Source organism: Pacificispira spongiicola (assembly GCF_012926505.1).
Classification (GTDB): Bacteria; Pseudomonadota; Alphaproteobacteria; order UBA8366; family Aestuariispiraceae; genus Pacificispira; species Pacificispira spongiicola.
Genome location: NZ_JABBNT010000001.1, coordinates 77,040 through 102,261, shown reverse-complemented (window position 1 = coordinate 102,261; position 25,222 = coordinate 77,040). Strand labels below are relative to the sequence as shown.

Genomic DNA, 25,222 nt, shown 5'->3' with positions numbered 1-25,222 from the left:
ATCCATGACGGACGGCCCGATCACCGAAGACGAATTCGAAGCGGCGCTCTGCGCCCTGGCGTTTCCGGAAGACGCGGACATCCACGTCGCCTGTTCCGGTGGACCGGACAGCATGGCGCTGGCCATCCTGGCGCGGGATTGGGCGCAGCGCAGGGGACGGCGTGCCGTCGCCGTCGTCGTCGATCACGGTTTGCGGCCGGAGGCGTCGGCGGAAGCCGAAACCGTCGGGGCTCGTCTGCGCGATTTGGGATTGGCCGCGATTGTCCTGCACTATGACGGCGCTAAACCGACCCGCGATATTCAGGCGGCGGCCCGCGAAATCCGGTATCGCCTGATCGGCTCATGGCTTGCCAGGCAGGGGTTGGCACGGCAGGGGTTGGCACGGCAGGGGCTGGCACGGCAGGGGCTGGCACCGCAGGGGAGGGAGGCGCCTTCCCGGTTATTGCTTGCCCACCATCAGGAAGATCAGGCGGAAACTTTGCTGCTGCGACTGGCGCGGGGCAGCGGCGTTGATGGGCTGTCCGCCATGTCGCCGCTGAGTACGCGCGACGCCATGACCCTCTACAGGCCTCTCTTGTCCTTCCCGAAGGCGCGACTGGCGGCGACGGTACAGTCGCACGGTGTTGCGACCGTGGATGATCCGTCGAACCGGAATACCGATTTTGCCCGTGTCCGCATGCGGGGCTTGCAGGATGTGTTGGCGGCGGAAGGCCTGACCCCGGCCCGTCTTGCCGACACGGCGGCCCGGATGGCACGCGCCCGCGACAGCCTGAATGCCGCCCGCGACGATTTCCTGACCCGCCACGCGACGGCACGGCGGGAGGGATTCCTGACCTTCCCGGTGGAACCTTATGCAGCCCTGACAGAGGAAATCGCGCTGCGCGTTTTGTCGGAGGCGGTGCGGGTGCTGGGGGGGCGCAGCTACCCGGCGCGGGAAGCGCAAATTGCCGCAGCGCATGCGGCGATCCTGGACGACAAACTGAAAGGCGGGCGGACGCTCGCCGGAGCCGGTGTCCGAATGTGGCGCGGAAACATTTTAATCTGCCGGGAGGCGGGGACCGTCGCCGGGGCGGCCGCGCTCCACAAGACCGATAGGGACGAAATCATGAGTTGGGACGGCCGGTTCGATATCCGCGTGAGCCGCGCAATCGCTGCCGATCTGGAAATCGGTGCCTTGGGGACGGATGGCGTCACCGCCCTGCGCAAGGCCGGGGTCGGGCAGGTCGAGACGCTGCCGGGGCCCGTGCGGGCCAGTCTTCCGACCCTGCGGGACCGGGGGGGGATCGTCTGCGTCCCACATCTGAACTACACAGCCGACGGGGCCGACCTGACCGGAGAAATTGCTTTTCGACCCGTTTCTTCGGCATGGGGAGAGGATTTCCGGGGCGCACTGGCCTTTTCAAATGGGGTTCGGCCTCTTATGTAACTACCGACGAGCGGAAATCTGGACGAATGCCCGGAAGACCGCTTTAATGGTTAGATACGCGTATGGGCGTGGCGTCACCAGCCGCCCGGCGCGAGACGATGGACCCCTCGGCCGCAGAATAGGCGGTGACCGGGGCGGGTTCCTTGGAAGGGCGATAGCGACCGTGAATTTCTTCGGCAAAAACCTGGCACTCTGGATTGTCATCATCGTTCTGCTGCTGTTCCTGATCAATGCCTTCGACGGCAACAGAAGTCAGGTTCAGTCGGACAGCACGGCCTATTCGGAGTTTCTGTCGCAAGTTCAGTCCGGTTCCGTCAGCAGCGTGCGGATCGACGGCAACAAGATCACCGGGACCTACACGTCCGGTCAGCCTTTCCTGACCTACGCGCCGCAGGACCCGACGCTGATCCACACCCTGACCCAGACCGGCGTTCGGGTTGAAGCGGTCCCGCCGGATAACAGCATCTCGCTGACCAGCATCCTGTTGAACGCGCTGCCCATCCTGCTGCTGATCGGGTTCTGGTTCTTCATCTTTCGTCAGATGCAGGGCGGCGGCGGTAAGGCCATGGGCTTCGGCAAGTCCAAGGCGAAACTGCTGACCGAAAAGCATGGCCGCGTCCTGTTCGAGGATGTCGCCGGTATTGATGAAGCCAAACAGGAATTGCAGGAAGTCGTCGAGTTCCTGCGCGATCCCCAAAAATTCCAACGCCTCGGCGGGAAAATCCCGAAGGGCGTGCTGCTGGTCGGCCCGCCCGGTACGGGTAAGACGCTGACCGCGCGCGCCGTCGCCGGGGAAGCCAATGTGCCGTTCTTCACGATTTCCGGGTCGGACTTCGTTGAAATGTTCGTCGGTGTCGGCGCCAGCCGTGTCCGCGACATGTTCGAACAGGGCAAGAAGAACGCGCCCTGCATCATCTTCATTGACGAAATCGACGCCGTCGGCCGCCATCGCGGCGCGGGCCTGGGTGGCGGTAACGACGAACGCGAACAGACGCTCAACCAGTTGCTGGTCGAAATGGACGGGTTCGAGGCGAATGAAGGCGTCATCCTGATCGCCGCGACCAACCGTCCGGACGTTCTCGACCCGGCGTTGCTGCGCCCCGGTCGCTTCGACCGTCAGGTCGTTGTGCCGAACCCGGATATTCTGGGCCGCGAAAAGATTTTGAAGGTGCATCTGCGCAAGGTGCCGATGGCACCGGACGTCGATGCGAAAGTCATCGCCCGCGGTACGCCCGGTTTCTCCGGTGCCGACCTTGCCAATCTTGTGAACGAGGCCGCCTTGCTGGCCGCGCGTCGCAATCGCCGCGTTGTGTCCATGCAGGAACTGGAAGACGCCAAGGACAAGGTCCTGATGGGGTCGGAACGCCGCTCCATGGTGATGAGCGAGGAAGAGAAGAGCCTGACCGCCTATCACGAGGCCGGTCACGCCCTGGTCGGTATCCATGTCGCCGGCAACGATCCGCTGCACAAGGTTACGATCATTCCGCGCGGCCGTGCGCTGGGCGTCACGATGAACCTGCCGGAGCGCGATCGCCTGGGCTACAAGAAGCTGGAGATGCATGCCAAGCTGGCCATGATGTATGGTGGCCGCGCGGCGGAAGATATCATCTTCGGCCCGGAAAACGTTACCACCGGCGCGTCGAACGACCTGATGCAGGCGACCGGTCTGGCGCGCCGTATGGTCACGGAATTCGGCATGTCCGAAAAATTGGGACGCCTGCGCTATTCGGAAAATCAGGAAGAGGTCTTTTTGGGTCACTCCGTCGCCAAGACGCAGAATATCTCGGAAAAGACGTCCGAATTGATCGACGAAGAAATCCGCCGCATCTGCGAGGATGCGGAGGAATTGGCCTATAAGGTTCTGAACGAGCACAAGGACGACCTGCACCTGCTGGCCAAGGCGTTGCTGGAATATGAAACCCTGTCGGGGGACGAGGTCCACAAGCTGCTGAAGGGCGAAACGATCCACCGGCCGGAAGACGACGAACCGGCGTCCAAGCCGGGTGGCCGTGCATCCGTCCCGACGGCGGGCAAGCACAGCACCCCTCCGCCAGCCGCCGACCCGGAACCGGGTCCGGCTGAGTAACATGAACCAAGGGGGGCGGTTCCGGTACTTCGGAACCGCCCTTTTTCTTTGCCATGATGGCGATTGACCGCTTTTACGCCGATCTTTCGGCCTTTGAGAATTTCGACCTGATTGCGGAGCCGGGTCGGTTTTCTTCCGTGCCGGCTGACTGGGTCGTCGTCATTACCGATATCCGCAATTCCACCGGGGCGATTTCCGACGGGCGGTATAAGGAAGTCAATCTGGTCGGGGCGTCCTGTATCACCGCGGCGTTGAACGCGGTTTCCCCGTTGGTCGGAAAGGGCGATATCGCGGCCAGCTTTCTGCCTTTTGTTTTCGGTGGGGACGGGGCGACGATTCTGTGTCCCGGATCCGTCTTTCCGTCAGTACGGGACGCCCTGATTGGGGTGGCTGTTCTGACCCGCGCCGAATTCGGGTTCGATCTGCGTATCGGGGCGGTGCCGGTTACGGCGTTGCGGGAGAAAGGGGCAGACGTCGCGGTGGCGAAACTGCGCCTGAGTCCCGGCAACGATATCGCGATGATCGGTGGCGGTGGCGCAAAACTGGCCGATGGATTGATCAAATCCCCGACCGCGTTGGAAGACGGGTATTGTATCCCGGTGCCTGATGACGCGCCGCCCGCCGATCTGACGGGGCTGTCCTGCCGCTGGGAGCCGTTGAAGGCGCAAAACGGCGTGACCTTCTGTGTCATCGTGCAGGCCCTGGCATCGGAGGTGGATGCCCGACAGAAGGTCTTTGGCGACCTTTTGCGTGAGATATCCGCGATTTTAGGGGGAGATGTCCGAAAGGCCAGCCCCGTCAGCCCCGGCGCCATGATCTTTAAATGGATTCCGAAGGGACTGCGCATGGAAGCGCGCCTGACCCGCGCCGGTCAGCCGTTTTGGCGACGCTGGCTCTACCTTCTGTATCAAAGCTTCGTCCAGTATCTATTGGAGCGCTTCGACCTCAGCGCCGGGGGATATGACGCACCGTCCTACCGGGCGGAACTGCAGGCGAATTCCGACTTTCGGCGATACGACGATGTGTTGCGGCTGGTTCTCGATTGCCGGAAGGATCAGGCATCGGCGATTGAGACGCACTTGAAGGAACTCCGGAAAACTCGGGCCGTTGCCTACGGTCTGCACGCGGCGGATCATGCGCTGATGACCTGTCTGCTGTTCAATCTGGAGCAGGGGGAGCACATTCACTTCGTCGATGGCGGGATGGGCGGATTTACCCTCGCCGCCGTCGAATTCAAACGACAATTGAAGGAAACCTGATCGGTTTCGGTCTTCCGAATGGGCCGAAAGCTTGCCTCTTCGGCGATGCGGTCGCATAGATAATACGGCTTTTCGTTGGAGTAGAGGTACGATGTCCAGGCGTTATTTCGGAACCGACGGCGTTCGCGGCACCGCGAACCGTGCCCCGATTGAGGTGGATACGGTTCTTCGTCTCGCCCTTGCGGCGGGCGCGCATTTTCAGCGCGGCGGCCATCGCCATCGTGTGGCCATCGGCAAGGACACCCGCCTGTCCGGCTATATGCTGGAAAGCGCCCTGACGGCGGGGTTCAGCGCCATGGGCATGGATGTCATGCTGTTCGGGCCGTTGCCGACCCCGGCGGTCGCCATGCTGACCCGGTCCATGCGGGCCGATGTCGGGGTGATGATCTCCGCCTCGCACAATCCGTATCTGGATAACGGGATCAAGCTGTTCGGGCCGGACGGGTTCAAACTGTCCGACGATACCGAACTGGAAATCGAACGCCTGATGGATAACGGTGTCGCGGAACGCGCGGCCCCGGAAAAGATCGGCCGGGCGACGCGGATCGACGATGCGCCGGGGCGGTATATCGAGGCGGTGAAGCGCACCTTCCCGGAAGATATCAGTCTGGAAGGCCTGAAAGTCGTCGTCGATTGCGCCAACGGTGCGGCTTATAAGGTGGCGCCTGTCGTGTTGCGCGAATTGGGGGCGACGGTCATTCCGCTGGCCGTCGCGCCGAACGGCAAGAACATCAACGAACAATGCGGCGCGACCGCGCCGACCGCGATGCGCGAGGCGGTGCTGGCCCATGGCGCGGATATCGGTCTGGCCTTGGATGGCGACGCCGACCGCCTGATTGTCTGCGATGAATTGGGGCATATCGTGGACGGGGATCAGATCATGGCTCTGGTCGCGGAATCCTGGGCGTCCGCTGGCGCGCTGAACGGCGCTGTCGTGGCGACGGTCATGTCCAATCTGGGGTTGGAACGCTACCTGTCCGAAATCGGCATCGGTCTGACGCGCACGAAGGTCGGCGACCGCTATGTCGTCGACGAAATGCGGTCCAGCGGCAGCAATCTGGGTGGGGAGCAATCCGGCCATATCGTGTTGAGCGATTTCGCCACGACCGGCGACGGTTTGATCGCCGCCTTGCAGGTCCTCGCCGTGCGTGCGCGCAAACGGACGGCGATGAGCCGCTTGAGCCGTGTTTTCGTCCCGGTGCCGCAGAAGCTGCACAATGTGCGGTTTTCCGGCGGTCGTCCGCTGGAGGAAGCGCCGGTCTTGGCCGCGATCGAAAAGGCCGAAGCGGTGTTGAACGGCAGCGGCCGTCTGGTCATCCGTCCGTCCGGCACGGAACCGTTGATCCGCATCATGGCGGAGGCCGACGACCCGTCGCTGATCGACCAAGTCATCGCCGATATCGCCCGCGCCGTGGAAAGCGTCGCCTGACGTCCTGCCAAGGTAGGGGGCAGTGCGTCCTTAGTCGGCGGCCGCCTCTATTTCCGCTTCGGTGGGTACGGCGGTCTTGCCGGATCCACGCGTCAGTCGCCATGCCGAATGCACGGCCAAAGACGTCAGCACGATCGCTGCGCCGATCAGCGCATATAAGCCGGGTTCCTCACCCAAAAAGAACCAAACCCAAATCGGCCCCAGGATCGTTTCCAGCAGCATCAGCAGGGAAACCTCAGGCGCGGGAATGCGGCGCGGACCGAGCGCGATGAGACCGAAGCTCAAGGGCAGCACGACGATGCACAGCAGGGCGGTCCAACCGATCTGCGCCCCTTCAAGCGCCAATGGCGCGGCGAAAGGCACGGCGATCACGGCACTAAGCAGCCCACCGATGGCCATGGCGGGGATCATGTTGACGCTGCGGCGCTGACGGATGAAGACGAAACTGCCGGCCAGGGAGAGGGAGGCGGCGAGTGCACACAGGTCGCCTTGCCAACTGGCCGCGACATGAGTGTTCAGCAAGCCTTCCAACATGACCACACCGATGCCACAGAACCCGGCGATAATGGCCAGCCAAGTTTGCCAAGCAACCGCTTCCCGCAAAATCACGCGCGACAGAATGGCGGAAAAGAAGGGGGAGGCAGCCAGAATGACGAGCGTGTTGGCGACACTGGTAAGGTGCAGGGCGCTCATGAAACCGATGGCCGTCGATGTGTAACACAGTGCGACACCGACCCCGCTGCGCCCGCCGAGCCGCAAACTGTTGCGGATCGCGGAAGCGCCGTAACGGAACGCGATGAAACCCAGGAAGGTGACGCCGATCAACACGCCGCGCCAGAAAACCATGGTCCAGGAATCGGCATCGATGATCCGAACGATCAGGGAATCGGGCGAAATCAGAAGGACGCCGAACAAAGTCATGACGAAGCCCGTCCGGTGTTCGCGAACGGAATCCTGAAGGGGCATTAAGGTCACTCCCGCTTGTCACCGGTCCCGTCGCCGTCATCTGCATTTGACAAAGGCGCGGAATTCCCTATAACGCCCCTGCTTTCCGGGAATGCGGATAGCCGACGCGCGTGGTGATTTTTATTCATCGAGTTGCCCGGCTTTCCCGCCGCCCTCCAAGGATTTGCGGATTTCCGCAGATTTGAGGACGGGGTCGGACTACCGGGACAAGTTGGAACAACACCGTATACAACGGGAGATATAGTAAATGTCGAAGCGTATCAACGCAAAGCATAAGATTGACCGCCGTCTCGGCGTCAACCTCTGGGGCCGTCCGAAAAGCCCGTTCAACAAGCGCGAAACCCCTCCGGGTCAGCACGGTGCCCGTCGGCGGAAGCCGTCCGACTTCGGCATCCAGCTGATGGCGAAGCAGAAGCTGAAAGGCTACTACGGCAATATCGGCGAGAAGCGCTTCCGGAAGTATTACGAGGAAGCCTCGCGGCTGCGCGGCGATACGGGTGAAAACCTGGTCGGCCTGCTGGAACACCGCCTGGACGCCATCGTCTATCGTGCCAAATTCGTCCCGACCGTCTTTGCCGCGCGTCAGTTCGTGAACCATGGCCACGTCCTGGTGAACGGCCGCCGCATGACCGTCGCCTCCTACACTGTCCGCGTCGGCGACGTGATCGAGGTTCGTCAGAAGTCCCGCGAAATGCCGCTGGTCCTGGAAGCGATCCAGAGCGCCGAACGTGATATTCCGGAATATCTGGACGTCGACCACAACAAGCTCAGCGTGTCGATCATCCGCACGCCGAAGCTGGAAGACATCCCGTATCCGGCGCAGATGGAACCGAACCTGGTCGTCGAGTTCTACTCGCGCTAATTCGGTTTTCTTACGGAATACGAAAAGGCCTCGTCTTCGGACGAGGCCTTTTTCTTTGGTCCTTTTTCGTTGCCGATGCATCGTCCCGCCGCCACTCTTCACCCATGTATTGGTTGAAGCCCGGCATCAAGAAAGACCTGGAAAAACGCTGGCGGTTGCCGGATCGGATATTCTTCGGTCGGGGCGCCTGCCACATCCTGGCCGGTGTGTATCTGGACGCCCCGCCGCTACCGGGATTTCGCGCGCAGCGCATCGTGCCGGACGACGGATACGCCGGGAACCATATCTTCCTGACCGACGGCGCCATTGCCTTCGATTTTCACGGATATTCCATCCGCGACAGATTGCTGGCTCAGCATTGGCGGGGCTGGTCCAAACGCTACCCGAGTTGGACAGGGGCGGTGGAAGACGTCGACTTTCCGCTTCTGGATACGGCGGCACTGAATGCCCGAAAGATGTTGGGGCCGGATCAGTACGGCTATGATCCGGTGGCGCGCGCGCAGCGGCTTCTGGCGCGCATCGATCACGCGGCGGCGTATCGTGCGGCGGCGGCTCTTGTCGGCAACTGAATTGGGGTGGGGATGTACAAGGTAACAATCGCGGTGGCGGCCATGTTGGGGTTGGCCGGATGCCTCTCCGGGGAGGACACCCATGGCTGGTCCTTCACGAAAAGCCTGCCGGCGAATTTCAAGGGCTATGGGGTTCAAACCGTCGCCGCGGCGGACGGGTATCCTGTTCGATCCGGAAAAACATCGCAGCGCTTCGAGGTGCGCGCCGGGGATTGCAGCTATTCCGACGATTGGAGCGATTGCGACAACGACCGGGAACGGCACGAGCTGAAATCGGTGACCGACTGGTTGGGCGGTGAACGCTGGTATCATTGGTCGATCTATCTGCCTGCGGATTATCCCAACATTTACCCAGTGAAGGTGGCTTTGGGCCAATTTCATCAGCACCGCGGGCACGTCGTCTGGATGTTCCAGAACAACAACGGCGGCTATTGGGTGGACAATCAGGTCCCCGGCTATACCAAGGATTTCAAGATGATCCTGACGGATGCCGATATGCGGGGCGTCTGGAACGATATCCTTGTGCACGTGAATTGGAGCGACGGCGAGGACGGGTATTTCTACGTCTATGTGAATGGCGAGACGGAACCGCGATACGCCTATACCGGACAAACGAAATCCACCGGGAAGAAGGTCTATTACAAGTACGGACTGTACCGGTCCTTTGTCTCTCGCCGGGGCGGAGAGGAACCGGCACAGGTCGTTTACTATGACGATCTATTCGCGGCGACGACCTGCGCAGGTCTGTCGGAAAACCTTCGATTCGACTGCGCTAAAATCCGCTGAACTGCGCGAAGTCGTCCAACGTCGCGCGATCGGTGCGCAGGGAATTGATCGGGTCATCCTCGTCCATATAGCCAAGGGCGATTCCGCAGAACAGAATCCAACCGTCCTTCGGGGACAGATGACGCCGCAAGATGCTGTGGAACTGACCCCAAGCGCCTTGGGCACAGGTGTGAAGTCCATGTTCGCGGGCCAGCAGCATAACGGATTGCGCAAACATACCGACATCGCCCCATTGGCGCGGGTTCATCGTTTCATCAATATAGAGGTACAGGCCGACCGGGGCGTCGAACAGCCGGAAGTTGCGCTGGAACTGGCGGATGCGCCCGATCTTGTTGTCCCGCGCGATGCCGATCGTCGCATACATATCCTCCCCGCATTTGAAGCGGCGGGACTGATACGGTTCATCGAGGGGATCGGGGTAGAACGGGACTTCCGGCTTTTCTCCGCGCGGCGTTTCCGCCATTTGCGAGGCGATGTCGTCGAGCACGGCCTTCAACGGATCGCCGGTCAGCGCGAAGACGTGCCAGGGTTGCAGATTTCCGTTAGACGGCGCGCGGGCCGCCCCTTTCAGGATGGCCTCAACGGTTTCCTTCGGAACCGGCGTCGACAGGAATTTTCGGCAGCTGATCCGCGAGTCGAGCGCGTCGGAAACCTTCATCTTCTATCCCCACCTTTGTTGCTGCCCTTGTTTTAAGGGTTAGGCCGGGGCGATTCCAGTAGGTCGACGGAAATAAAACGGCAAAACCCTGCCGCCGGTGGTTGGCAGCAGGGTTTACCGGGATTGATTTCGTGTAGGGTTAGAAGTTGTAGCCGATCCCGATGCCGACGATCAGCGGGTCCAATGCCGTATCGTTCGCATTGATCGTCCCGCCGTTCACCTTGATATCGGTATCGACGAAGACTTTTTTGATGTCGGCGTTGATCATCCAATGGTCGTCCAATTGGTAATCGAACCCGGCTTGGAGTGCGTACCCGACCCCGTCCGAATAATCGATATCGTTGATTCCGGCCGATTTATCCGCGTTGTACATGATCGTGTAGTTCAAACCGGCGCCCAGATAGGGGCTGAACGTATCCTTCGGCATGAAGTGGTATTGCAGGGTCAGAACCGGCGGCAGCGCCCAGACGGTACCCAGGTCGACGTCGCCCGCGCTGGAATTTTCGACCTTCACCTTGTGTTTCGTCGTCGCAAGGATCAACTCCGCGGCGATGTTGTCGGTGAAGAAGTAGGAAAAATCCAATTCCGGGACATAGTCGTCGGAAGTTTCCGCCGACCCGCCCAAAGCGTCCGTCGTGCCGTCGGTATCGGTGAGGAACGCAATCCCGCGGGCGCGCATGATGAAGTCGCCTTCGCCCTTGGCCATGGCGACGCCGCCATCGGCCACACCCAAGGCCAGTGCGAGACAAATTCCGGTGAGCGTTTGCAGTTTTCTCATGGAGGATCCCCTCTATCATATCGATCTCAATGAAAGAAGAGATTCCAGTAATAAAGGAGATAATCAACTTAAAAATCAAGAATTCAAATGGATAATATTTAGAATAATTAAATATTATTAAGATAAATACAAAGGAAGTATTTTGATTTTTTTATAATACAGAATTTCGTGAGTTGTTCCTTGATCTGGGTCAATTTTTCCTGTCGGGCATGTAACGTGTTCTTGAAAATCAGGGCGGTTTCTCGCGGACAAGAATGAATTCATCGGATGCATTTTTCGGGCTTCCGTCTATTCGCAATCTCCCGTAAAGCGGCAAGGGCGGCATGCTTCCCGCCGTCTTCGGTCATGAGGCCGCCGGTGTGGTCGAGGCGCTTGGTGAGAATGTGCGCGGCTTGACGATCGGCGAGCCCGTGGTCGTTGTCCGCTGGACCGGATCAACGAGGCGATCGATGAGGTCCGGTCCGGAGCCGTCTTGCGGAATGTTATCGTCTTCGACGAAGGGGCTACTTTTCGGAGTGTCGGTAATGGGGGCGCTCGTCCTCGTCCCGTTCGCTGCCGAAGGCTTCTTCCAGGGTTTCATCGATTTCCGGTCCCGGAGAACGCGGGTCGAGTTGCGAGATCGCGGTCGAACTGGCCGGGACGTTGACATAGGCCGACCTGTCCAGCGTGACCGGCGCGGCGCGGCGGCTCATCCGATACAGCGCGAAGATGACGAAGATCGTGCTGAAAACGATGGCATGCAGGAACAATCCCTTCGGTCCCAGTAGGTCCATGGCAAAACTGCCCGTCAGCGGCCCGATCGTCATGCCGAAGGAAAAGGCCAGCATCAAGGTCGCGCACAGCGGCACCATTTCCGCCGGTTCGACGAAATCACCGGCATGGGCGACGATGATCGGATAGATCGAAAAGCCGAAGCCGCCGGTAATCCCGATCAGGATGATATAGACCGGCAGCGGCATGGGCGGCAGTAAGGCAATGGTCGCGCTGACCGCGGCCATGGCGGCGATTCCGAAAATCATCACCACCCGGCGGTCCGTCTTGTCCGATGCCCACCCCATCGGCCATTGCAGGAACAAGGCGCCCAATTGCAGCGCCGAACTCAGGATCGCCGCGCCGGCAACCCCCAAGCCCGTGGATACGCCATACAGCGGGATCAGGTTTGCCAAGGCGCTGTTCGACGTCGCCACGCACAGGCAGCCGACAACGGCCAGCGGCGTTGTTCGATAGACTTCCACAAGTCCCATGCGGGCATTCGACGGTGGCGTCGGGTTGCCGCCATGCCGCAGTGCCACCGGGACGAGGCAGAGCGAGAACAACGCACTGACCAGCATGAAATGCCAGTTTCCGTGAATGGCGGCGACGGTCAGGATCAGCGGCCCCGCCGCCTGCGCGAGTTTGTAGAGGATCATATAGACGCTCATCACCCGGCCACGCACGGATCGGTCGGTTTCGCTGGAAATCCAGCTATCGGAAATCGTCAGCAACCCGGCAAAGCAAAATCCGGACAAGAGGCGTGCGGCGGTCCACAGGAACAGGTCCGTGTCGATTGCGAGCGCCAGGGTCAGGGCTGACAGGATCGTGGCGAAGGTCGAGAAAGCCCGAATATGACCGATCCGTCGGACGAGGCGCGGGGCGTAGATGCAGCCGACCAGAAATCCCCCGGAAAACCCGGCGGCGAGAATCCCGATTTCGGAAGAGGCGAAACCGGCATCCGCCATGCGCAGCGGCAACAGCGCACTCAACAATCCCATCCCGAGTTGAAGCAGAACGATTCCGTTGATGATGGCGCCGACGGCAAGGATGGGTGACATGGTCAAAAGTGCTGGTTGCAAACGCGTTGTTTCGATCACCTTACGCCAATTCGGTCGTGTAGGAAGGTTGTAGCGGACGCAAAGCAGCCCATTCGAGACATTTCGCGATGGTTTTCGGATGCCAGGATGCGTCAATTTGGTAATCAGACGCGTTTGCAATGCTAATTCGACAGGCGTAAGCATGGGACGCGAAACGCGTCGGGAGAAGCAAATGGTGGTCCGGTCGATCCTCTCAGTAACCCTAACTCTAGGTTTGGTCGCTGGCGGCCTTATCGGCATCCGATCCTCATTGGCGGCAGATGCCATCTATCCGACGAAGGAAGCATTGGGGGAGGCCTTGTTCTTCGATACCAACCTGTCGAAGAACCGGACCATGGCTTGCGCGACCTGTCACGATCCGGCCCTGGCCTTTACCGATCCGCGCGAGACGGAGGTTGGCCGCGCCGTGTCCCTGGGGGATGACGGAACGTCTCTGGGGGACCGGAATACGCCGACCGCCGCTTATGCCCGGTTCTCACCGAAATTTCAGCATGTTGCCGGATTGATCTATAAAGGCGGCCAGTTCCTGGACGGTCGCGAAGCTGACCTGCCGGGGCAGGCGGGCGGGCCGCCGCTCAACCCCATCGAAATGGGCATGCCGGACAAGGCGGCCGTCGTCGCGCGGTTGCAGGAAAATCCGGATTATATCGACGCCTTTACGCGGCTTTATGGCGACGGTGTTTTCCAGCAACCGGACGCCGCCTATGCGGCGATGGCGGACAGCATCACCGCCTTCGAAATGACGCCGGAATTCGCGCCCTTCGATTCGAAATACGACCGGTTCCTGCGCGGGGAAGCGACGCTGACGGATCAGGAAGAACTGGGGCGTCTGCTGTTCTTTTCGGAGCAGTTCACGAACTGCAACCTGTGCCATCAACTGCACGATTTCGGCGGTACGCCGAAAGAAACCTTCTCCAACTATCAGTATCACAATATCGGTGTGCCGGTGAACGCGGCGGTTCGCGCGGCGAATGGACTGGGGCCGGATCATGTCGATCATGGGCTTCTGGAAAACCCTGCGGTCGACAATCCGGCGGAAGACGGCAAGTTCAAGGTGCCGACCCTGCGCAATGTCGCGGTGACCGGCCCCTATATGCATAACGGTGTCTTCAAGGACCTGCGCACCGTCATCCTGTTCTACGACAAGTATAACAGCAAGTCGGAGGCCCGGCAGATCAACCCCGAAACCGGCAAGCCCTGGGCGGCGCCGGAGGTCCCGAATACGCTGTCGACCAAGGAACTGACCCACGGTCCCGCGCTGGACGACAAGCGGATCGATGCCTTGGTTGCCTTCCTGAAGACATTGACCGACCGGCGCTACGAAGGACTGTTGGAAAACTAGGCGGTTCTGACGCCCGGCGCGGGGGGATCGTGCGGCGGTCCCGCGAAGCATTGTGCCCGCGCCATCCAGGCCCGCGCATTCGGCCCGGTCACGGTCAGGCCGGTATCGGCGACATTGCGGGTTTGCGTCACGACCTGACAGAACGCCTCCGCCGGTCCCGTGATGCGCTCCGCGTCTGAGACCTCTCCGAATTCCCAGATATCCCCGGATGGCGCCGTCAGCCGGATATACGGCATGGGCGCGGGGGCGGGCTCCCCACGGTTGGCGAAACTCCAGCCATAGGTGTTCACCCCCAACACGGCGATGTTTTTCAGGCGGTCCGTCGCCGGGCGGTTGGTTTTGTGCAGGTCGAACAGCGCCTGACCATGGGCCCAGGTTTCCATCAGGCGCGCGGTGATTGACGACCGGGCGCTCATATCCGGCCCGGCCCATTTCAAACGCGCCTTCGGATCGAGTGTAGAGAACCGGTCCGCAAGGGTGTTCGCGCCGTCGATCCAGGCGTCCAGCAGAGCCGTCCCGGATAGGCCGTTCAGATGGGAGGTCTCAAAGGCATGCATGCCGCGTGGATCCGACAGGGCCCGGTCGATCAGGCCGATCAAGCGATCGGGATCGGTGACCTGCAATGCCGCCATCCCGTTCCAGAAATGCAGATGTTGCAGGATATCGTCGGCGGTCCATCCCTTGAACAAGGTCGCCTCATTCCACCGGCCAGTCGGGATGCCGGCCAACAGTTCGTAAAGGACTACGCTTTCTTGTCGAAAATCCTCTGCCTGTTGCATCAGCCGGTCCCGGGTTCCATGGGCCAGGGTTCCATCGGGATGAAGCCGGGCAGGGCGGCGACACGGTCCAGCCAACGCCGAACGGCGGGATAGGCTTTCAGGTCGAAGCCGCCTTCCTCGCAGACGCTGGTATAGGAATAAAGGCTGATATCTGCGATGGTCGGGTCGTCGCCGACGCACCAGTCGGCATGGATGAAATTCTTTTCCATCAGCGCCAGGGCGTCGTTGCCTTTCGCCCGCTTTTCGGCCAGCAGGGCCTTGCGTTCCGGTGTCATTTCCATGTGATGACACCAGAACCGCGCGACCGCCAGGGTCGGTTCGTGCTGATATTGTTCCCAGAACATCCAGCTCATCACCTGGGCGCGCTTGAACGGATCGGACGGAAAATAGTCGGTGCCTTCCGCCAGATAGAACAGGATCGCGTTGGATTCGCTCAACGTCCGTCCGTCGCCCAGTTTCAGCGCCGGAATCTTGCCGTTCGGATTGATCGCCAGGAATTCCGGCGTGTGGGTTTCGCCCTTGTGAATATCGACCAGGACCAGGTCGAAATCGCGGTTCAGTAGGCTCAAGAACAGTCGTACCTTGTGGCCGTTACCGCTTTCCAGACAGTCATACAAAGTCAGGTCGGACATTCTTTTCTCCGTGGGAATGGGACGCCCGCGATCTTGCCAAATGGCAGGGGACGCGCAACCGAGATTTCCTGCGCGGGTGGCTTAGAGAATCGAAACCATCGTTTCGGACATCCGGCGGGAAAAATCGCACCGACGACAATCCGTCGTCGCTGTTGAATTTTAAATTGCCGCAAATCGGTCAGTTCGATCCCCTCATTCGGCGGCATGTTGTGCGGGCTTAAGGTGCTTGGCGGCCAGGGCGTCCGACGGACGTTTCAGGAAGTCATAAAAAGTGGGAAACCGGTGAAAATCCGGTGCTGCCCCCGCAACGGTATTGGGAGGATAATTGCGGCACAAAAGCCATTGGGACATGCGCATGTCCTGAGAAGGCGCCGCAACCGGCTATGGCCCCTTCCTTAGCCCGGAAACCAGCCTTGAGCAGACATCGCTTGGATCGCGGGTGGCGATCTTGAGGCGGTACGGACGTGCGCCCGATTGTCGGGCGAGGACACGTTACGGCTCCTCCTGACTTCACCAGCGACCATACCACACCCGACCGGGGAAACCGGTTCGGACCGACAAATGAGGAGAGTTCGGTATGGACGCACTTATTCACGCCAAGGCATTGCTGGAATCGCGGCGGCCCGGCTATTCCCTGCCGCAGGGGCTTTATTCCGATCAGGCGATTTTCGATCTGGAAATGGACATGCTGTTCCAGCGCGATTGGCTGTTCGCCGGACACGATTGCGAAATCCCGAAGGTCGGCGATTATGTGACCTATAAGGTTGGCAGCGCGGAAGCGATCATCATCCGCAGCGCCGACGGCGAAATCCGCGCCTTCCATAATTCCTGCCGTCATCGCGGCAGCCGCTTGTGTCAGTCCCATCGCGGGTCCGCGCCGCGTCTGGTTTGTCCTTATCACCAGTGGACCTACGATACCGAAGGCAAGCTGCTGTTCGCGCGCGAAATGGGCCCCAGTTTCGACCCGACCGCGCATGCGCTGAAGCCGGTTCAGTGTCGCAGCTTTGCCGGATACATCTTCATCTGCTTCGCCGAGGACGCCCCGGATTTTGAGGCCTTCCGCGCCGTTGCCGAACCCTACATGCTGCCGCATGGGTTGAAGGATGCGAAACTGGCCCATTCCAGCAGCATCGTCGAGGCAGGCAATTGGAAGCTGGTCTGGGAAAATAACCGTGAATGCTATCATTGCTCCGGGTCCCACCCGGAACTGTGCCGCACCTATTCCGATGCGCCGACCTTCACCGGCGTCGTCGGACAGGACGGCGACGATACGTTGAAGAATCACTGGGACCGGTGTGAGGCGGCGGGCCTGCCCAGCACCTTCCAAATCGCGGACAACAACCAATACCGCGTCATGCGCGTTCCCCTGAACCGCGACACCGAAAGCTTCACCATGTCCGGCAAGCCCGCCGTGTCGAAGCCTTTGGGCGGGATCGGGGAACAACGGATCGGGTCAATGCTTCTGTTCCATTATCCGACGACCTGGAACCACCTGTTGCGCGATCACACGGTGACCTTCCAGGTCACGCCGATCGGGCCGAAGGAAACCCTGGTGACGACCAAGTGGCTGGTTCACAAGGATGCGGTGGAAGGCGTCGATTACGATCTGAAGACCCTGACGGAAGTCTGGACCGCGACCAACGACCAGGACCGCCGCCTTGTCGAGCAGAACCAGATGGGCATCGATTCCCCGGCCTATGAACCGGGGCCGTATTCTCCGGTCTATGAGGACGGCGTGATCCAATTCGTCGATTGGTATTGCGAAGCGTTCGGCAAGCAGCTTAACGCGGCTTCTTTCCTGGCCGCGGCGGAATAATCCGATGATGAAGCTAGGAACCTACCTGCCGCTGAACGAGCGGGCTTATTGGAAGGACTCGCAGGAACTCGTCTGCGTGATGATCATCCCGGAAGCGCCGGATACGGTCACGTTCTGCTTCAAGACGGCGGATGACAGCTGGTTCCTGTATCAGCCGGGGCAGTTCATTTCTCTTGAACTACCCGTCGGTCCGCAGCCGATCCTGCGGACCTATACCCTGTCTTCCTCGCCGTCGCGGCCGATTTCGATTTCCGTGACGGTGAAGGCGCAGGCGGACAGCATCGGTACGCGCTGGATGATCGACAATCTGAAGGTCGGGGACCGCCTGCGCGCCTATGGGCCGGGCGGGATTTTCACCTTCACCAAGTATTCGGCGGACAAATACCTGTTCATCGGTGCCGGTTCGGGCATCACCCCCATGATGTCCATGACCCGGTACCTGTTCGACAATGGGGAGCATACGGATATCGCGCTGATCAACTGCGCCCGGCGTCCGTCGGAACTGCTGTTCGCCAATGAAATGCGCCGCATGTCGCAGCGCGTTCCCGATATCAAGCTGCATTTCGTGGTGGAAGAAGACGACCCCTATGCCGCCTGGGCCGGGTATCGCGGACGCCTGAACCAACTGATGCTGGAATTGATGGCGCCGGACTATATGGAACGGGAAATCTTCTGCTGCGGTCCTGAACCGTTCATGCGCGCCGTCCGGGACGTTTTGAACGTCGCCGGATTCGATATGGATCACTATCACGAGGAAAGCTTCCACGCGCCGATCCGGACCGAAGAACAGGTCCCGGAATACGACGATGTCGTCCCCAGCGAGGAAGCGACTGCCCACCTGACCTTCGCCCTGTCGGGGGTGGAGGCGGATTGCCGGGAAACGGATTCGATCCTGACCGTGGCACGCGAAGCGGGGCTGAATATTCCGTCCGCCTGCCAGTTCGGGGTCTGCGGCACCTGCAAGGTCAAGAAGACCAAGGGCGAGGTGCATATGGTCCATAACGGCGGCATCACGGATGACGAAATCGCCGACGGTTTCGTGCTCGCCTGCTGCTCCCAGCCGATCGGCGCCGTCGAAGTCGAAGTCTAAATAGGAAAACAGGCGCCGGGATCGTTCCCGGCGCCTGTATCGTCTCTTGATTGGGAAGGCGCGTTACGCGGCCTTCTGCTCGATGGTCTTTTGCTTGCCGATTGCGTTGGTCGCAATCGGGATCGACCGCGGCTTGGCTTCTTCCGGCACTTCGCGTTTCAGCGATACGTGCAGAAGGCCGTTTTCCAGACGGGCGTCCGCGACCTTGATATGGTCGGCGAGGCTGAAATGACGTTCGAAGGCCCGCGCCGCGATGCCACGGTGCAGGAACTGGCGTTCCTCCGCATTGTCGTCGGCGGTGGTCTTGCCGCGTACCGTCAGCGTGTTTTCCTTCACGACGATGTCGAGTTCGTCCTGCGAAAAGCCGGCGACGGCCATGGTGATGACGTAATCGTCGTCATTCAGCTTTTCGATATTGTAGGGCGGATAGGACGGCACTTGTTCGGTAGCAAGGCTGTCCAGGGTGCGGGCCAGACGGTCGAAGCCGACGGTGGTGCGCAAAAGGGGTGACATATCGAATCCACGCATGGTGATCCTCCTTAGATCGAGCGATACCTGTTCCCGGACCGTCCCGTTCATTCGGCGACGGTCCAACTTGCGTCTTGGGCGCGGAAACCCCGTTCGGGCATTCCCGGTTTCGCCTTTCGACACATCAAATTTGGGAAACGCGTTTTCAGGATTCAAGAGGGCAAACGAAAAGGGCGGCCGAAAGGCCGCCCCTAGCATCCGGCATGGTGCCGAAACTTACTTCAGACCGAAACCGGCGAAACGCTTGTTGAAGCGGTCCAGCTGGCCGGACGCCATCAGCTTGCCCGTGCCGCCGGTCCAGGCCGGGTGGCCGGTCGGATCGATGTCCAGCTTCAACTCGTCGCCTTCCTTGCCCCAGGTCGAACGGGTCTTATAGGAGGTCCCGTCGGTCATGGTGACGGTGATCCAATGGTATTCCGGGTGGATCTCGCTTTTCATCGAACTCATAGCTCCATTTTATGCGCGATGTCCGTCGGCCCGACACTTGGGAAAGAGCCTGATCGGCATGGCGCGAATTCCGTATCAGAGGCGGCTTTTACTAGGGTGTTTCCCCGGATGCAACCGCTTTGTCGCCGGTTCCATTCGACGCGGCGATGCGAATGGGCTATTCCTTTGAAAAACGAGGCCATAGTGAGAGGAGCCTGCATGATGACGCATTTCCTGGTTTCGGAGGAACGCCCGGATGGCCACAAGCTGGAAGAGGTATTGCGCATCGTCCGCAAGGATGTGCTGATCCGTTGCACCAAGATCACCGACGATACGCGTCCGGAAGCCCAACACGTTCTGGCGAACAACGTTAAGATCCTGGGACTGCTGTCGGAAGCTATCGCGCTGGGCGAGGATTCGACCCGTGTTCTGGACAAGGCTTTCGGTCCCAGCCAGGCGGCGAAGGGCGGCCCGCCGCGGATCGGTACTGAATAACGGTTGAGAGGCGCTTTTCCGGTCAGGGTTTCTGGGCCGGGAAGCGCATTGCGTTTATGGCGTCCAACCAGCCCAGATGCACCATGCCCTCGGCGTCCAGATAGGCGGCGTAGTCAGCCTCCTTCCCCTTTTCGACGAACAGCATGTAGAGCAATCCGTGGGCCTCGTTCCGGCATAAAGCGGGTCGCAGTCCTTGCCGGGGCAGGGTGCCGTTCAACGAATTCGACGCATAGTATCCGAAACTTTTTCGCGTCACGTCGAAGGCGGTTTCCGTACCACCCGATACGCTATGGAAGGTGACCTGTTCATCCGCGTCCAGACGGACAGTCCCGCAATCGGACAGTTCGATTTGCCCCGCTGCGCCGACCGTAAACCGCCGGGGCGGGTCCCGTTTTACGAAATCCATCCGTGCCGTCCCCCATTAGTCGGTTACACGCTTGCGAGTATCCTATGCTACCGTATCCCTTGATACGACAGAACAGGATCACCATGAAACGTCCCTTGTCACGATTCTCTTGAAAATCGCCCCTTTGAATGGCGATGAATCGCACAATATAATCTTCTGTGGGGACGGCGGTGCACAATTGGCGCATCGTCCTATCCCGTGACGGTAATCAGCCGGATTCCGGCAGTTAAGAAAGTAACGGTCGAAGCGACAATGACGATCGATTGGGACATACGGGTTTTCGCCTCCGGTCCGGACGGCGGGGACGATCAGGACGGTGGCGGAAACGGTGCGCCGGGTACGGGCGTCGTAACCAAAACGCGTCCCAAAACCCAGAAACCGTCCATGTACAAGGTTTTGATGCTGAACGACGACTACACACCGATGGAGTTCGTCGTTTACGTCCTAGAAAGGTTCTTCGGTAAGACTCGCGAAGAAGCGACCCAGATCATGCTTCACGTGCATAACCGCGGTGTCGGTATCTGCGGCGTCTATACCTATGAGGTGGCCGAAACGAAGGCGACCCAGGTCATGGACATGGCCCGCAAGGAAGGACATCCGCTTCAGTGTACGCTGGAGAAGGAATAGAGGTTCCAAAGGCCCGTGTTTCCCGCGTCCCCGTCGGGACGTTTCAAATCGGAACGGCGCGGGCGGGCCTTTGCAAGGTACCGGATCGGCCGAAGCCGGGCATCCCCGTCCGGCAGACCGCTCCGGAAACGTAAGGAGACGGGTATATGCTGTCCAAGGTTCTCGAACAGACGCTGCACCGGGCCCTCACGCTGGCCGGGGAGCGTAATCACGAATACGCCACGCTGGAACATCTCCTGCTGGCCCTTACCGAGGATCAGGACGCGATTGCCGTCATGCGGGCCTGCGGCATCGATATGGAAAAGCTGACGGGCAACCTGGCGGATTATATCGACAACGACCTCAGCAATCTGGTCACGTTGTTGAGCGAGGATCCCAAGCCGACCGCCGGGTTCCAGCGGGTGCTGCAACGCGCGGCGATCCATGTGCAATCCTCTGGCCGGGAAGAAGTGACGGGCGCGAATGTCCTGGTCGCCATCTTCTCCGAACGCGAAAGCCACGCAGTCTATTTCCTGCAGCTTCAGGATATGACGCGGTTCGACGCGGTGAACTACATCTCCCACGGCATTGCGAAGGTGCCGGGTCAGGAACCGAACCCGACCCAGGCCGCCCCGTCCGGGACGGAAGAAGACGCGAAGGCCGAAGATGTGAACAAGTCGGGGCATGAGGCGCTGGACGCCTATTGCGTCGATCTGAACAAGAAGGCGGGCGAGGGGAAGATCGATCCGCTGATCGGACGAACGCAGGAAGTGGAACGCGTCATTCAGGTCCTGTGCCGCCGGACCAAGAACAACCCGCTGCTGGTCGGCGATCCGGGCGTTGGCAAGACCGCCATCGCCGAAGGGCTGGCGAAGCGCATTGTCGAACTGGACGTGCCGGACGTGCTGGCGACCTGCACCATCTTCTCGCTCGACATGGGCTCGTTGCTGGCCGGGACGCGATATCGCGGCGACTTCGAAGAACGGCTGAAGGCCGTGATGAAGGAACTGGAACAGACCGACGGCGCGATCCTGTTCATCGACGAAATTCACACGGTGATCGGCGCCGGGGCGACCACGGGCGGCGCGATGGACGCGTCCAACCTTCTGAAACCCGCCTTGCAGAACGGTTCCCTGCGCTGCATCGGGTCCACGACCTATAAGGAATATCGCGGTCACTTCGAAAAGGATCGGGCGCTGGCCCGCCGTTTCCAGAAGATCGACGTGACCGAACCGTCGGTCGAGGATTCGATCAAGATCCTTATGGGCCTGAAACCCTATTACGAGGAGCATCACGGGGTGAAATATACCCAGGATGCGATCAAGACGGCGGTGGAACTGTCCTCGCGCTACATCAACGACCGCAAGCTGCCGGACAAGGCGATCGACGTGATCGACGAGGTCGGCGCGGCCCAGATGCTGCTGGCCGAAAGCAAGCGGAAGAAACAGATCGGCACCAAGGATGTGGAAGCCGTGGTCGCGAAGATTGCGCGCATCCCCCCGAAACAGGTCAGCCGCGACGACCGCGACGCGCTGTCCAACCTCGAATCCGACCTCAAGACCATGGTCTATGGCCAGGATCAGGCGATCGACGCGCTCACCTCCGCGATCAAGCTGGCCCGTGCGGGCCTGCGTGAACCGGAAAAGCCGATCGGGTCCTACCTGTTCTCCGGCCCGACCGGCGTCGGCAAGACGGAAGTGGCGAAGCAACTGGCCCGCACCATGGGCGTCGAGCTCAAGCGCTTCGACATGTCAGAATATATGGAACGGCACACCGTGTCCCGTCTGATCGGCGCGCCCCCGGGCTATGTCGGCTTCGACCAGGGCGGTCTGTTGACCGACGCCATCGATCAGACGCCGCATTGCGTGCTGCTGCTGGACGAAATCGAAAAGGCCCATCCGGACCTGTTCAACGTCCTGTTGCAGGTCATGGATCACGGCAAGCTGACGGACAATAACGGCAAGTCGGTCGACTTCCGAAACGTCGTTCTGATCATGACGACGAATGCCGGGGCGACGGATATGGCAAAGCCCGCCATAGGCTTCGGCCGGGAAAAGCGGGAAGGCGAGGATACGGAAGCGATCGAACGCCTGTTCACGCCGGAATTCCGCAACCGTCTGGATGCCATCATCCCGTTCGCGTCCCTGTCCAAGGACGTTATCGGCCGCGTTGTCGACAAGTTCGTCATCCAGTTGGAAACCCAGCTTGCCGAACGCGACGTGACCATCGACCTGACGGACGAGGCCCGCGTCTGGCTCGGCGACAAGGGCTACAGCGACCGCTACGGCGCCCGCCCGCTCGCCCGCGTCATCCAGGAACACATCAAACGCCCGCTGGCCGAAGAACTGCTGTTCGGCAAGCTGTCCAATGGCGGGTCGGTCCTGGTCGACGTCGACAAGGCGGAAAACAAACTCCGCTTCGCCTTCCCGGATACACCGGCGAAAAAGTCGAAGTCCAAAAAAGGCACGAAGAAGGGCGAGAAGGCCTGAGGTGCATGACTATAGTTTAGAGCTTAATGGCTCCGCTTTATTGCGGAGCCATTATTCTTTTTCGATGGATATCGATTTAGTGCTTTGTTTCTGGATAATCCGATAGGTGTTTGGCCGATAGGTCGTTAAACGTGAAATCCGCCCCCCAAGCCTGCGCAGACGTAAATGCTAACAGTCTTTTGTCATTGGGCGACATGCTTGCTTCTATGTTCTTATACCCGAGGTCATGGTTTGCCTCGGACCAAGCATGTTGGAACATCGTTTTTATCTGCAACTCAAAAAATTGAGGAACAACTCCCGGCTCAAAGTCCGATTCGTAAACTTCAGTAGGTAACAGAAAGATAGAGTGGTTTCCAAAATATCCGAACTCCCATTCAGAATCTGGGATTCTGTTTTTTTGCTCTATTGGTTTAAGTGATTCAAGTAATAATTCGTAAATTCGCTCAACATCTCTGGTGTAAAATGTTATAATACGTGCTCCTATTTGGTCTTGTATTTGGTTTATCGGATCTAGGTATTTCTTGTCTCCTGCGTTATCGGTAGATTTTGATTTCTCGATAAAGCTTTTGATTGATTTTGGTCTTGTCGTGATTCTATCAATTCGACTTACATCGCGTAAGCAAAGTCGAATGTAGTCTTCGAGCTCTTTACAGATTCCGAATAAATGTTTGTTGTATCTCTCAGTATAAACTTTTTCTAAATCGTTCATCTGCGTTTCTCGATGCGTTCGGATGTTATACGACCGCTAGTGCTGTAAGTAACAAGCTGGTCTTCATTGTCTGATTCAGTGCGTTTGAATAAATCGTCAAATTTTTCCGTTTGAGCCATCAGAGTTGCGCCTGTGTCCAATTGGATGGACCGATATGGTGTCTCAGTGGAAAAAAGAGTCGCATTAAAAGTAAATCGCTCCTTTGCTAAAGAAGGATTTTTGAATTGAGATAATATCAGGTTTCTAGATTTTTCAGATAGCCCAAGAGAAGAAAGGGCAGATTCGGCACTTAAAGTTTGTCCATCAAAATTCTTAAATAGAATTGATGCTGCTGTTAACTCTTGTTTGATATCCAAATCATCTGTGACCTGCGTTGCCTTTCGGAAAGCTGAAGCTAATCTCATCGTCCCCTGCTTTGGCGTGGTCGCGTATTCCGAGTCCAGAAAATCATTTATCCAATAAGCAGATGTTTCAATATCGCCGCTATTTACTTGGCGATCTACCGCATGTCCCTTCCAGAATCCATGATCAATAGATGAATCCTTATATAGAACAGATTTATAAGCGTGAGCGCTTCTCATAAATACACGTTCCAAGAATTCAATACTCAGCTTTTCAGAATTTTCCTCCGCTAGAATAGCGCTGTTGACTGGGAAACGTGAAATAACAAGTTTTTTGTACGGTGATGCACCAACTTCGTTGCCGCATATTAGAAATAGCAGTCCTAGGCTCGAACGTTTTGTCGTATTTTCAGATAGCCTTTTAGCGATGGCGGACCCGGTTGTTAAATTTTCATGCTTGAGATGGTCCTGGATAATTGTTCTGCATCTATTGGTTTGAGTTCCATCTTCGCTCATCCTAAATGCAATTGGAATGCTGCATTCACTTTCGCTTCTAGTGTAGACCTCATCAAGTAAGTCATAAAGTTTGCCGGAAAAAGTGACTTCTGTGCCGCCAACTTTAAATGGATTCTTAGCACCTTTTAGGGGATGTACTAGGAAGCTATGGATTGCTGTGATCGCCATTTTTTTGCTTTTTCGATAATATTGAAAGTTTTACGATTTTGGGTGGAGAGTGTTTCTCTGTCAATGTGTGGTTTTAGTAGATTTAAGCTGGAGCATAACGTTCCTATACGTGATTAAGTGTGTTTAAGAACACAGGGTAGTTTTGTATAATTTTCGGAATAGAAAGAAAAAATAAAGTAAAGAAAATATTAATATTATATAGTTAATTTT

Annotated in this window: 24 protein-coding genes, 1 pseudogene and 1 riboswitch; of the genes and pseudogenes, 14 read left to right on the top strand and 11 right to left on the bottom strand. The window is 58.8% G+C overall.

Features of this window, described 5'->3' with window-relative positions; genetic code table 11:
• Nucleotides 1-4 precede the first annotated feature (4 nt).
• The 4 genes from tilS (at nucleotide 5) to glmM (ending at nucleotide 6,200) form a co-directional block, all read left to right on the top strand.
• Nucleotides 5-1,426: a tRNA lysidine(34) synthetase TilS gene (tilS, locus tag HH303_RS00495; protein ID WP_169623251.1), complete on the top strand. Its 1,422-nt coding sequence runs from the start codon at nucleotides 5-7 to the stop codon at nucleotides 1,424-1,426.
• A gap of 163 nt (nucleotides 1,427-1,589) precedes the next feature.
• Nucleotides 1,590-3,512 (top strand): ATP-dependent zinc metalloprotease FtsH, encoded by a 1,923-nt coding sequence (ftsH, locus tag HH303_RS00490; protein ID WP_319637262.1) that lies wholly within the window; start codon nucleotides 1,590-1,592, stop codon nucleotides 3,510-3,512.
• Between the two features lie 53 nt (nucleotides 3,513-3,565).
• Nucleotides 3,566-4,771: a DUF3095 domain-containing protein gene (locus HH303_RS00485; protein ID WP_169623249.1), complete on the top strand. Its 1,206-nt coding sequence runs from the start codon at nucleotides 3,566-3,568 to the stop codon at nucleotides 4,769-4,771.
• A 91-nt stretch (nucleotides 4,772-4,862) separates the two neighbouring features.
• A complete protein-coding gene (glmM, locus tag HH303_RS00480) occupies nucleotides 4,863-6,200 on the top strand; it encodes a phosphoglucosamine mutase (protein WP_169623248.1) in 1,338 nt (445 codons plus the stop codon).
• 30 nt (nucleotides 6,201-6,230) lie between these two features.
• On the opposite strand, the gene HH303_RS00475 is transcribed toward glmM, so the two are convergent.
• A complete protein-coding gene (locus tag HH303_RS00475) occupies nucleotides 6,231-7,166 on the bottom strand; it encodes a DMT family transporter (protein ID WP_169623247.1) in 936 nt (311 codons plus the stop codon).
• 247 nt (nucleotides 7,167-7,413) lie between these two features.
• On the opposite strand from HH303_RS00475, the gene rpsD reads away from it, so the two are divergent.
• From rpsD to HH303_RS00460, 3 genes are all read left to right on the top strand, one after another.
• Nucleotides 7,414-8,028, top strand: a complete 615-nt coding sequence (gene rpsD, locus HH303_RS00470; protein ID WP_169623246.1) for a 30S ribosomal protein S4 — start codon at nucleotides 7,414-7,416, stop codon at nucleotides 8,026-8,028.
• A gap of 104 nt (nucleotides 8,029-8,132) precedes the next feature.
• Nucleotides 8,133-8,597: a hypothetical protein gene (locus tag HH303_RS00465; RefSeq protein WP_169623245.1), complete on the top strand. Its 465-nt coding sequence runs from the start codon at nucleotides 8,133-8,135 to the stop codon at nucleotides 8,595-8,597.
• A gap of 12 nt (nucleotides 8,598-8,609) precedes the next feature.
• Nucleotides 8,610-9,383: a heparin lyase I family protein gene (locus HH303_RS00460; RefSeq protein WP_169623244.1), complete on the top strand. Its 774-nt coding sequence runs from the start codon at nucleotides 8,610-8,612 to the stop codon at nucleotides 9,381-9,383.
• On the opposite strand, the gene HH303_RS00455 is transcribed toward HH303_RS00460, so the two are convergent.
• The gene (locus HH303_RS00455; protein WP_169623243.1) at nucleotides 9,370-10,041 is read right to left on the bottom strand and encodes a nitroreductase; all 672 of its coding nucleotides are present in this window, start codon (nucleotides 10,039-10,041) and stop codon (nucleotides 9,370-9,372) included. The two genes, HH303_RS00460 and HH303_RS00455, sit on opposite strands and share 14 nt — an antisense overlap.
• A 139-nt stretch (nucleotides 10,042-10,180) precedes the next feature.
• Nucleotides 10,181-10,819: an OmpW/AlkL family protein gene (locus HH303_RS00450; protein ID WP_169623242.1), complete on the bottom strand. Its 639-nt coding sequence runs from the start codon at nucleotides 10,817-10,819 to the stop codon at nucleotides 10,181-10,183.
• 323 nt (nucleotides 10,820-11,142) lie between these two features.
• Between HH303_RS00450 and HH303_RS19930 the strand changes: the two are divergent.
• A pseudogene (locus HH303_RS19930) lies at nucleotides 11,143-11,292 on the top strand (alcohol dehydrogenase catalytic domain-containing protein); the annotation flags it as partial.
• 30 nt (nucleotides 11,293-11,322) lie between these two features.
• On the opposite strand, the gene HH303_RS19925 reads toward HH303_RS19930, so the two are convergent.
• Nucleotides 11,323-12,630 carry an MFS transporter gene (locus HH303_RS19925; RefSeq protein ID WP_227421446.1) on the bottom strand — a complete coding sequence of 436 codons (1,308 nt, stop codon included), beginning with the start codon at nucleotides 12,628-12,630 and terminating at the stop codon, nucleotides 11,323-11,325.
• A gap of 181 nt (nucleotides 12,631-12,811) precedes the next feature.
• On the opposite strand from HH303_RS19925, the gene HH303_RS00440 reads away from it, so the two are divergent.
• On the top strand, nucleotides 12,812-14,011 hold the full coding sequence (locus HH303_RS00440; RefSeq protein ID WP_227421445.1) for a cytochrome-c peroxidase: 1,200 nt from the start codon (nucleotides 12,812-12,814) through the stop codon (nucleotides 14,009-14,011).
• On the opposite strand, the gene HH303_RS00435 is transcribed toward HH303_RS00440, so the two are convergent.
• Both HH303_RS00435 and HH303_RS00430 read right to left on the bottom strand, forming a co-directional pair.
• Nucleotides 14,008-14,790, bottom strand: coding sequence for a TIGR03084 family metal-binding protein (locus tag HH303_RS00435; protein ID WP_169623240.1), 783 nt, complete (start codon nucleotides 14,788-14,790; stop codon nucleotides 14,008-14,010). The two genes, HH303_RS00440 and HH303_RS00435, sit on opposite strands and share 4 nt — an antisense overlap.
• Nucleotides 14,790-15,422: a glutathione S-transferase family protein gene (locus HH303_RS00430; protein ID WP_227421444.1), complete on the bottom strand. Its 633-nt coding sequence runs from the start codon at nucleotides 15,420-15,422 to the stop codon at nucleotides 14,790-14,792. The genes HH303_RS00435 and HH303_RS00430 overlap by 1 nt, the downstream gene beginning before the upstream one ends.
• 203 nt (nucleotides 15,423-15,625) lie before the next feature.
• Nucleotides 15,626-15,852: riboswitch (cobalamin riboswitch) on the top strand.
• A 147-nt stretch (nucleotides 15,853-15,999) separates the two neighbouring features.
• Here HH303_RS00430 and HH303_RS00425 point away from each other — a divergent pair.
• Together HH303_RS00425 and HH303_RS00420 are read left to right on the top strand one after the other, a co-directional pair.
• Entirely contained in the window at nucleotides 16,000-17,238 is a 1,239-nt protein-coding gene (locus tag HH303_RS00425) for an aromatic ring-hydroxylating oxygenase subunit alpha (protein ID WP_169623239.1), read from the top strand.
• 4 nt (nucleotides 17,239-17,242) lie between these two features.
• Entirely contained in the window at nucleotides 17,243-18,328 is a 1,086-nt protein-coding gene (locus HH303_RS00420; RefSeq protein ID WP_169623238.1) for a hybrid-cluster NAD(P)-dependent oxidoreductase, read from the top strand.
• Between the two features lie 63 nt (nucleotides 18,329-18,391).
• Here HH303_RS00420 and HH303_RS00415 read toward each other — a convergent pair whose 3' ends face one another.
• Both HH303_RS00415 and rpmE read right to left on the bottom strand, forming a co-directional pair.
• On the bottom strand, nucleotides 18,392-18,856 hold the full coding sequence (locus HH303_RS00415) for an Hsp20 family protein (RefSeq protein WP_169623237.1): 465 nt from the start codon (nucleotides 18,854-18,856) through the stop codon (nucleotides 18,392-18,394).
• A 216-nt stretch (nucleotides 18,857-19,072) separates the two neighbouring features.
• Nucleotides 19,073-19,294, bottom strand: a complete 222-nt coding sequence (rpmE, locus tag HH303_RS00410; RefSeq protein ID WP_169623236.1) for a 50S ribosomal protein L31 — start codon at nucleotides 19,292-19,294, stop codon at nucleotides 19,073-19,075.
• Nucleotides 19,295-19,501: 207 nt separating this feature from the next.
• Between rpmE and HH303_RS00405 the strand changes: the two genes are divergently transcribed.
• Complete coding sequence (locus HH303_RS00405; RefSeq protein WP_227421443.1) at nucleotides 19,502-19,777, top strand: hypothetical protein; 276 nt, start codon at nucleotides 19,502-19,504, stop codon at nucleotides 19,775-19,777.
• Between the two features lie 22 nt (nucleotides 19,778-19,799).
• Here HH303_RS00405 and HH303_RS00400 read toward each other — a convergent pair whose 3' ends face one another.
• A complete protein-coding gene (locus HH303_RS00400) occupies nucleotides 19,800-20,183 on the bottom strand; it encodes a hypothetical protein (protein ID WP_169623235.1) in 384 nt (127 codons plus the stop codon).
• 252 nt (nucleotides 20,184-20,435) lie between these two features.
• Between HH303_RS00400 and clpS the strand changes: the two genes are divergently transcribed.
• On the top strand, nucleotides 20,436-20,810 hold the full coding sequence (gene clpS / locus HH303_RS00395; protein WP_169623234.1) for an ATP-dependent Clp protease adapter ClpS: 375 nt from the start codon (nucleotides 20,436-20,438) through the stop codon (nucleotides 20,808-20,810).
• A 146-nt stretch (nucleotides 20,811-20,956) separates the two neighbouring features.
• A complete protein-coding gene (gene clpA, locus HH303_RS00390) occupies nucleotides 20,957-23,278 on the top strand; it encodes an ATP-dependent Clp protease ATP-binding subunit ClpA (protein ID WP_169623233.1) in 2,322 nt (773 codons plus the stop codon).
• Between the two features lie 76 nt (nucleotides 23,279-23,354).
• Here the strand turns inward: clpA and HH303_RS00385 are convergent, their stop codons facing one another.
• Both HH303_RS00385 and HH303_RS00380 read right to left on the bottom strand, forming a co-directional pair.
• On the bottom strand, nucleotides 23,355-23,987 hold the full coding sequence (locus tag HH303_RS00385; protein WP_169623232.1) for a GTP pyrophosphokinase: 633 nt from the start codon (nucleotides 23,985-23,987) through the stop codon (nucleotides 23,355-23,357).
• Nucleotides 23,984-25,012, bottom strand: coding sequence for a hypothetical protein (locus tag HH303_RS00380; RefSeq protein WP_169623231.1), 1,029 nt, complete (start codon nucleotides 25,010-25,012; stop codon nucleotides 23,984-23,986). Before HH303_RS00380 ends, HH303_RS00385 begins: the two co-directional genes overlap by 4 nt.
• Between the last annotated feature and the right edge of the window lie 210 nt (nucleotides 25,013-25,222).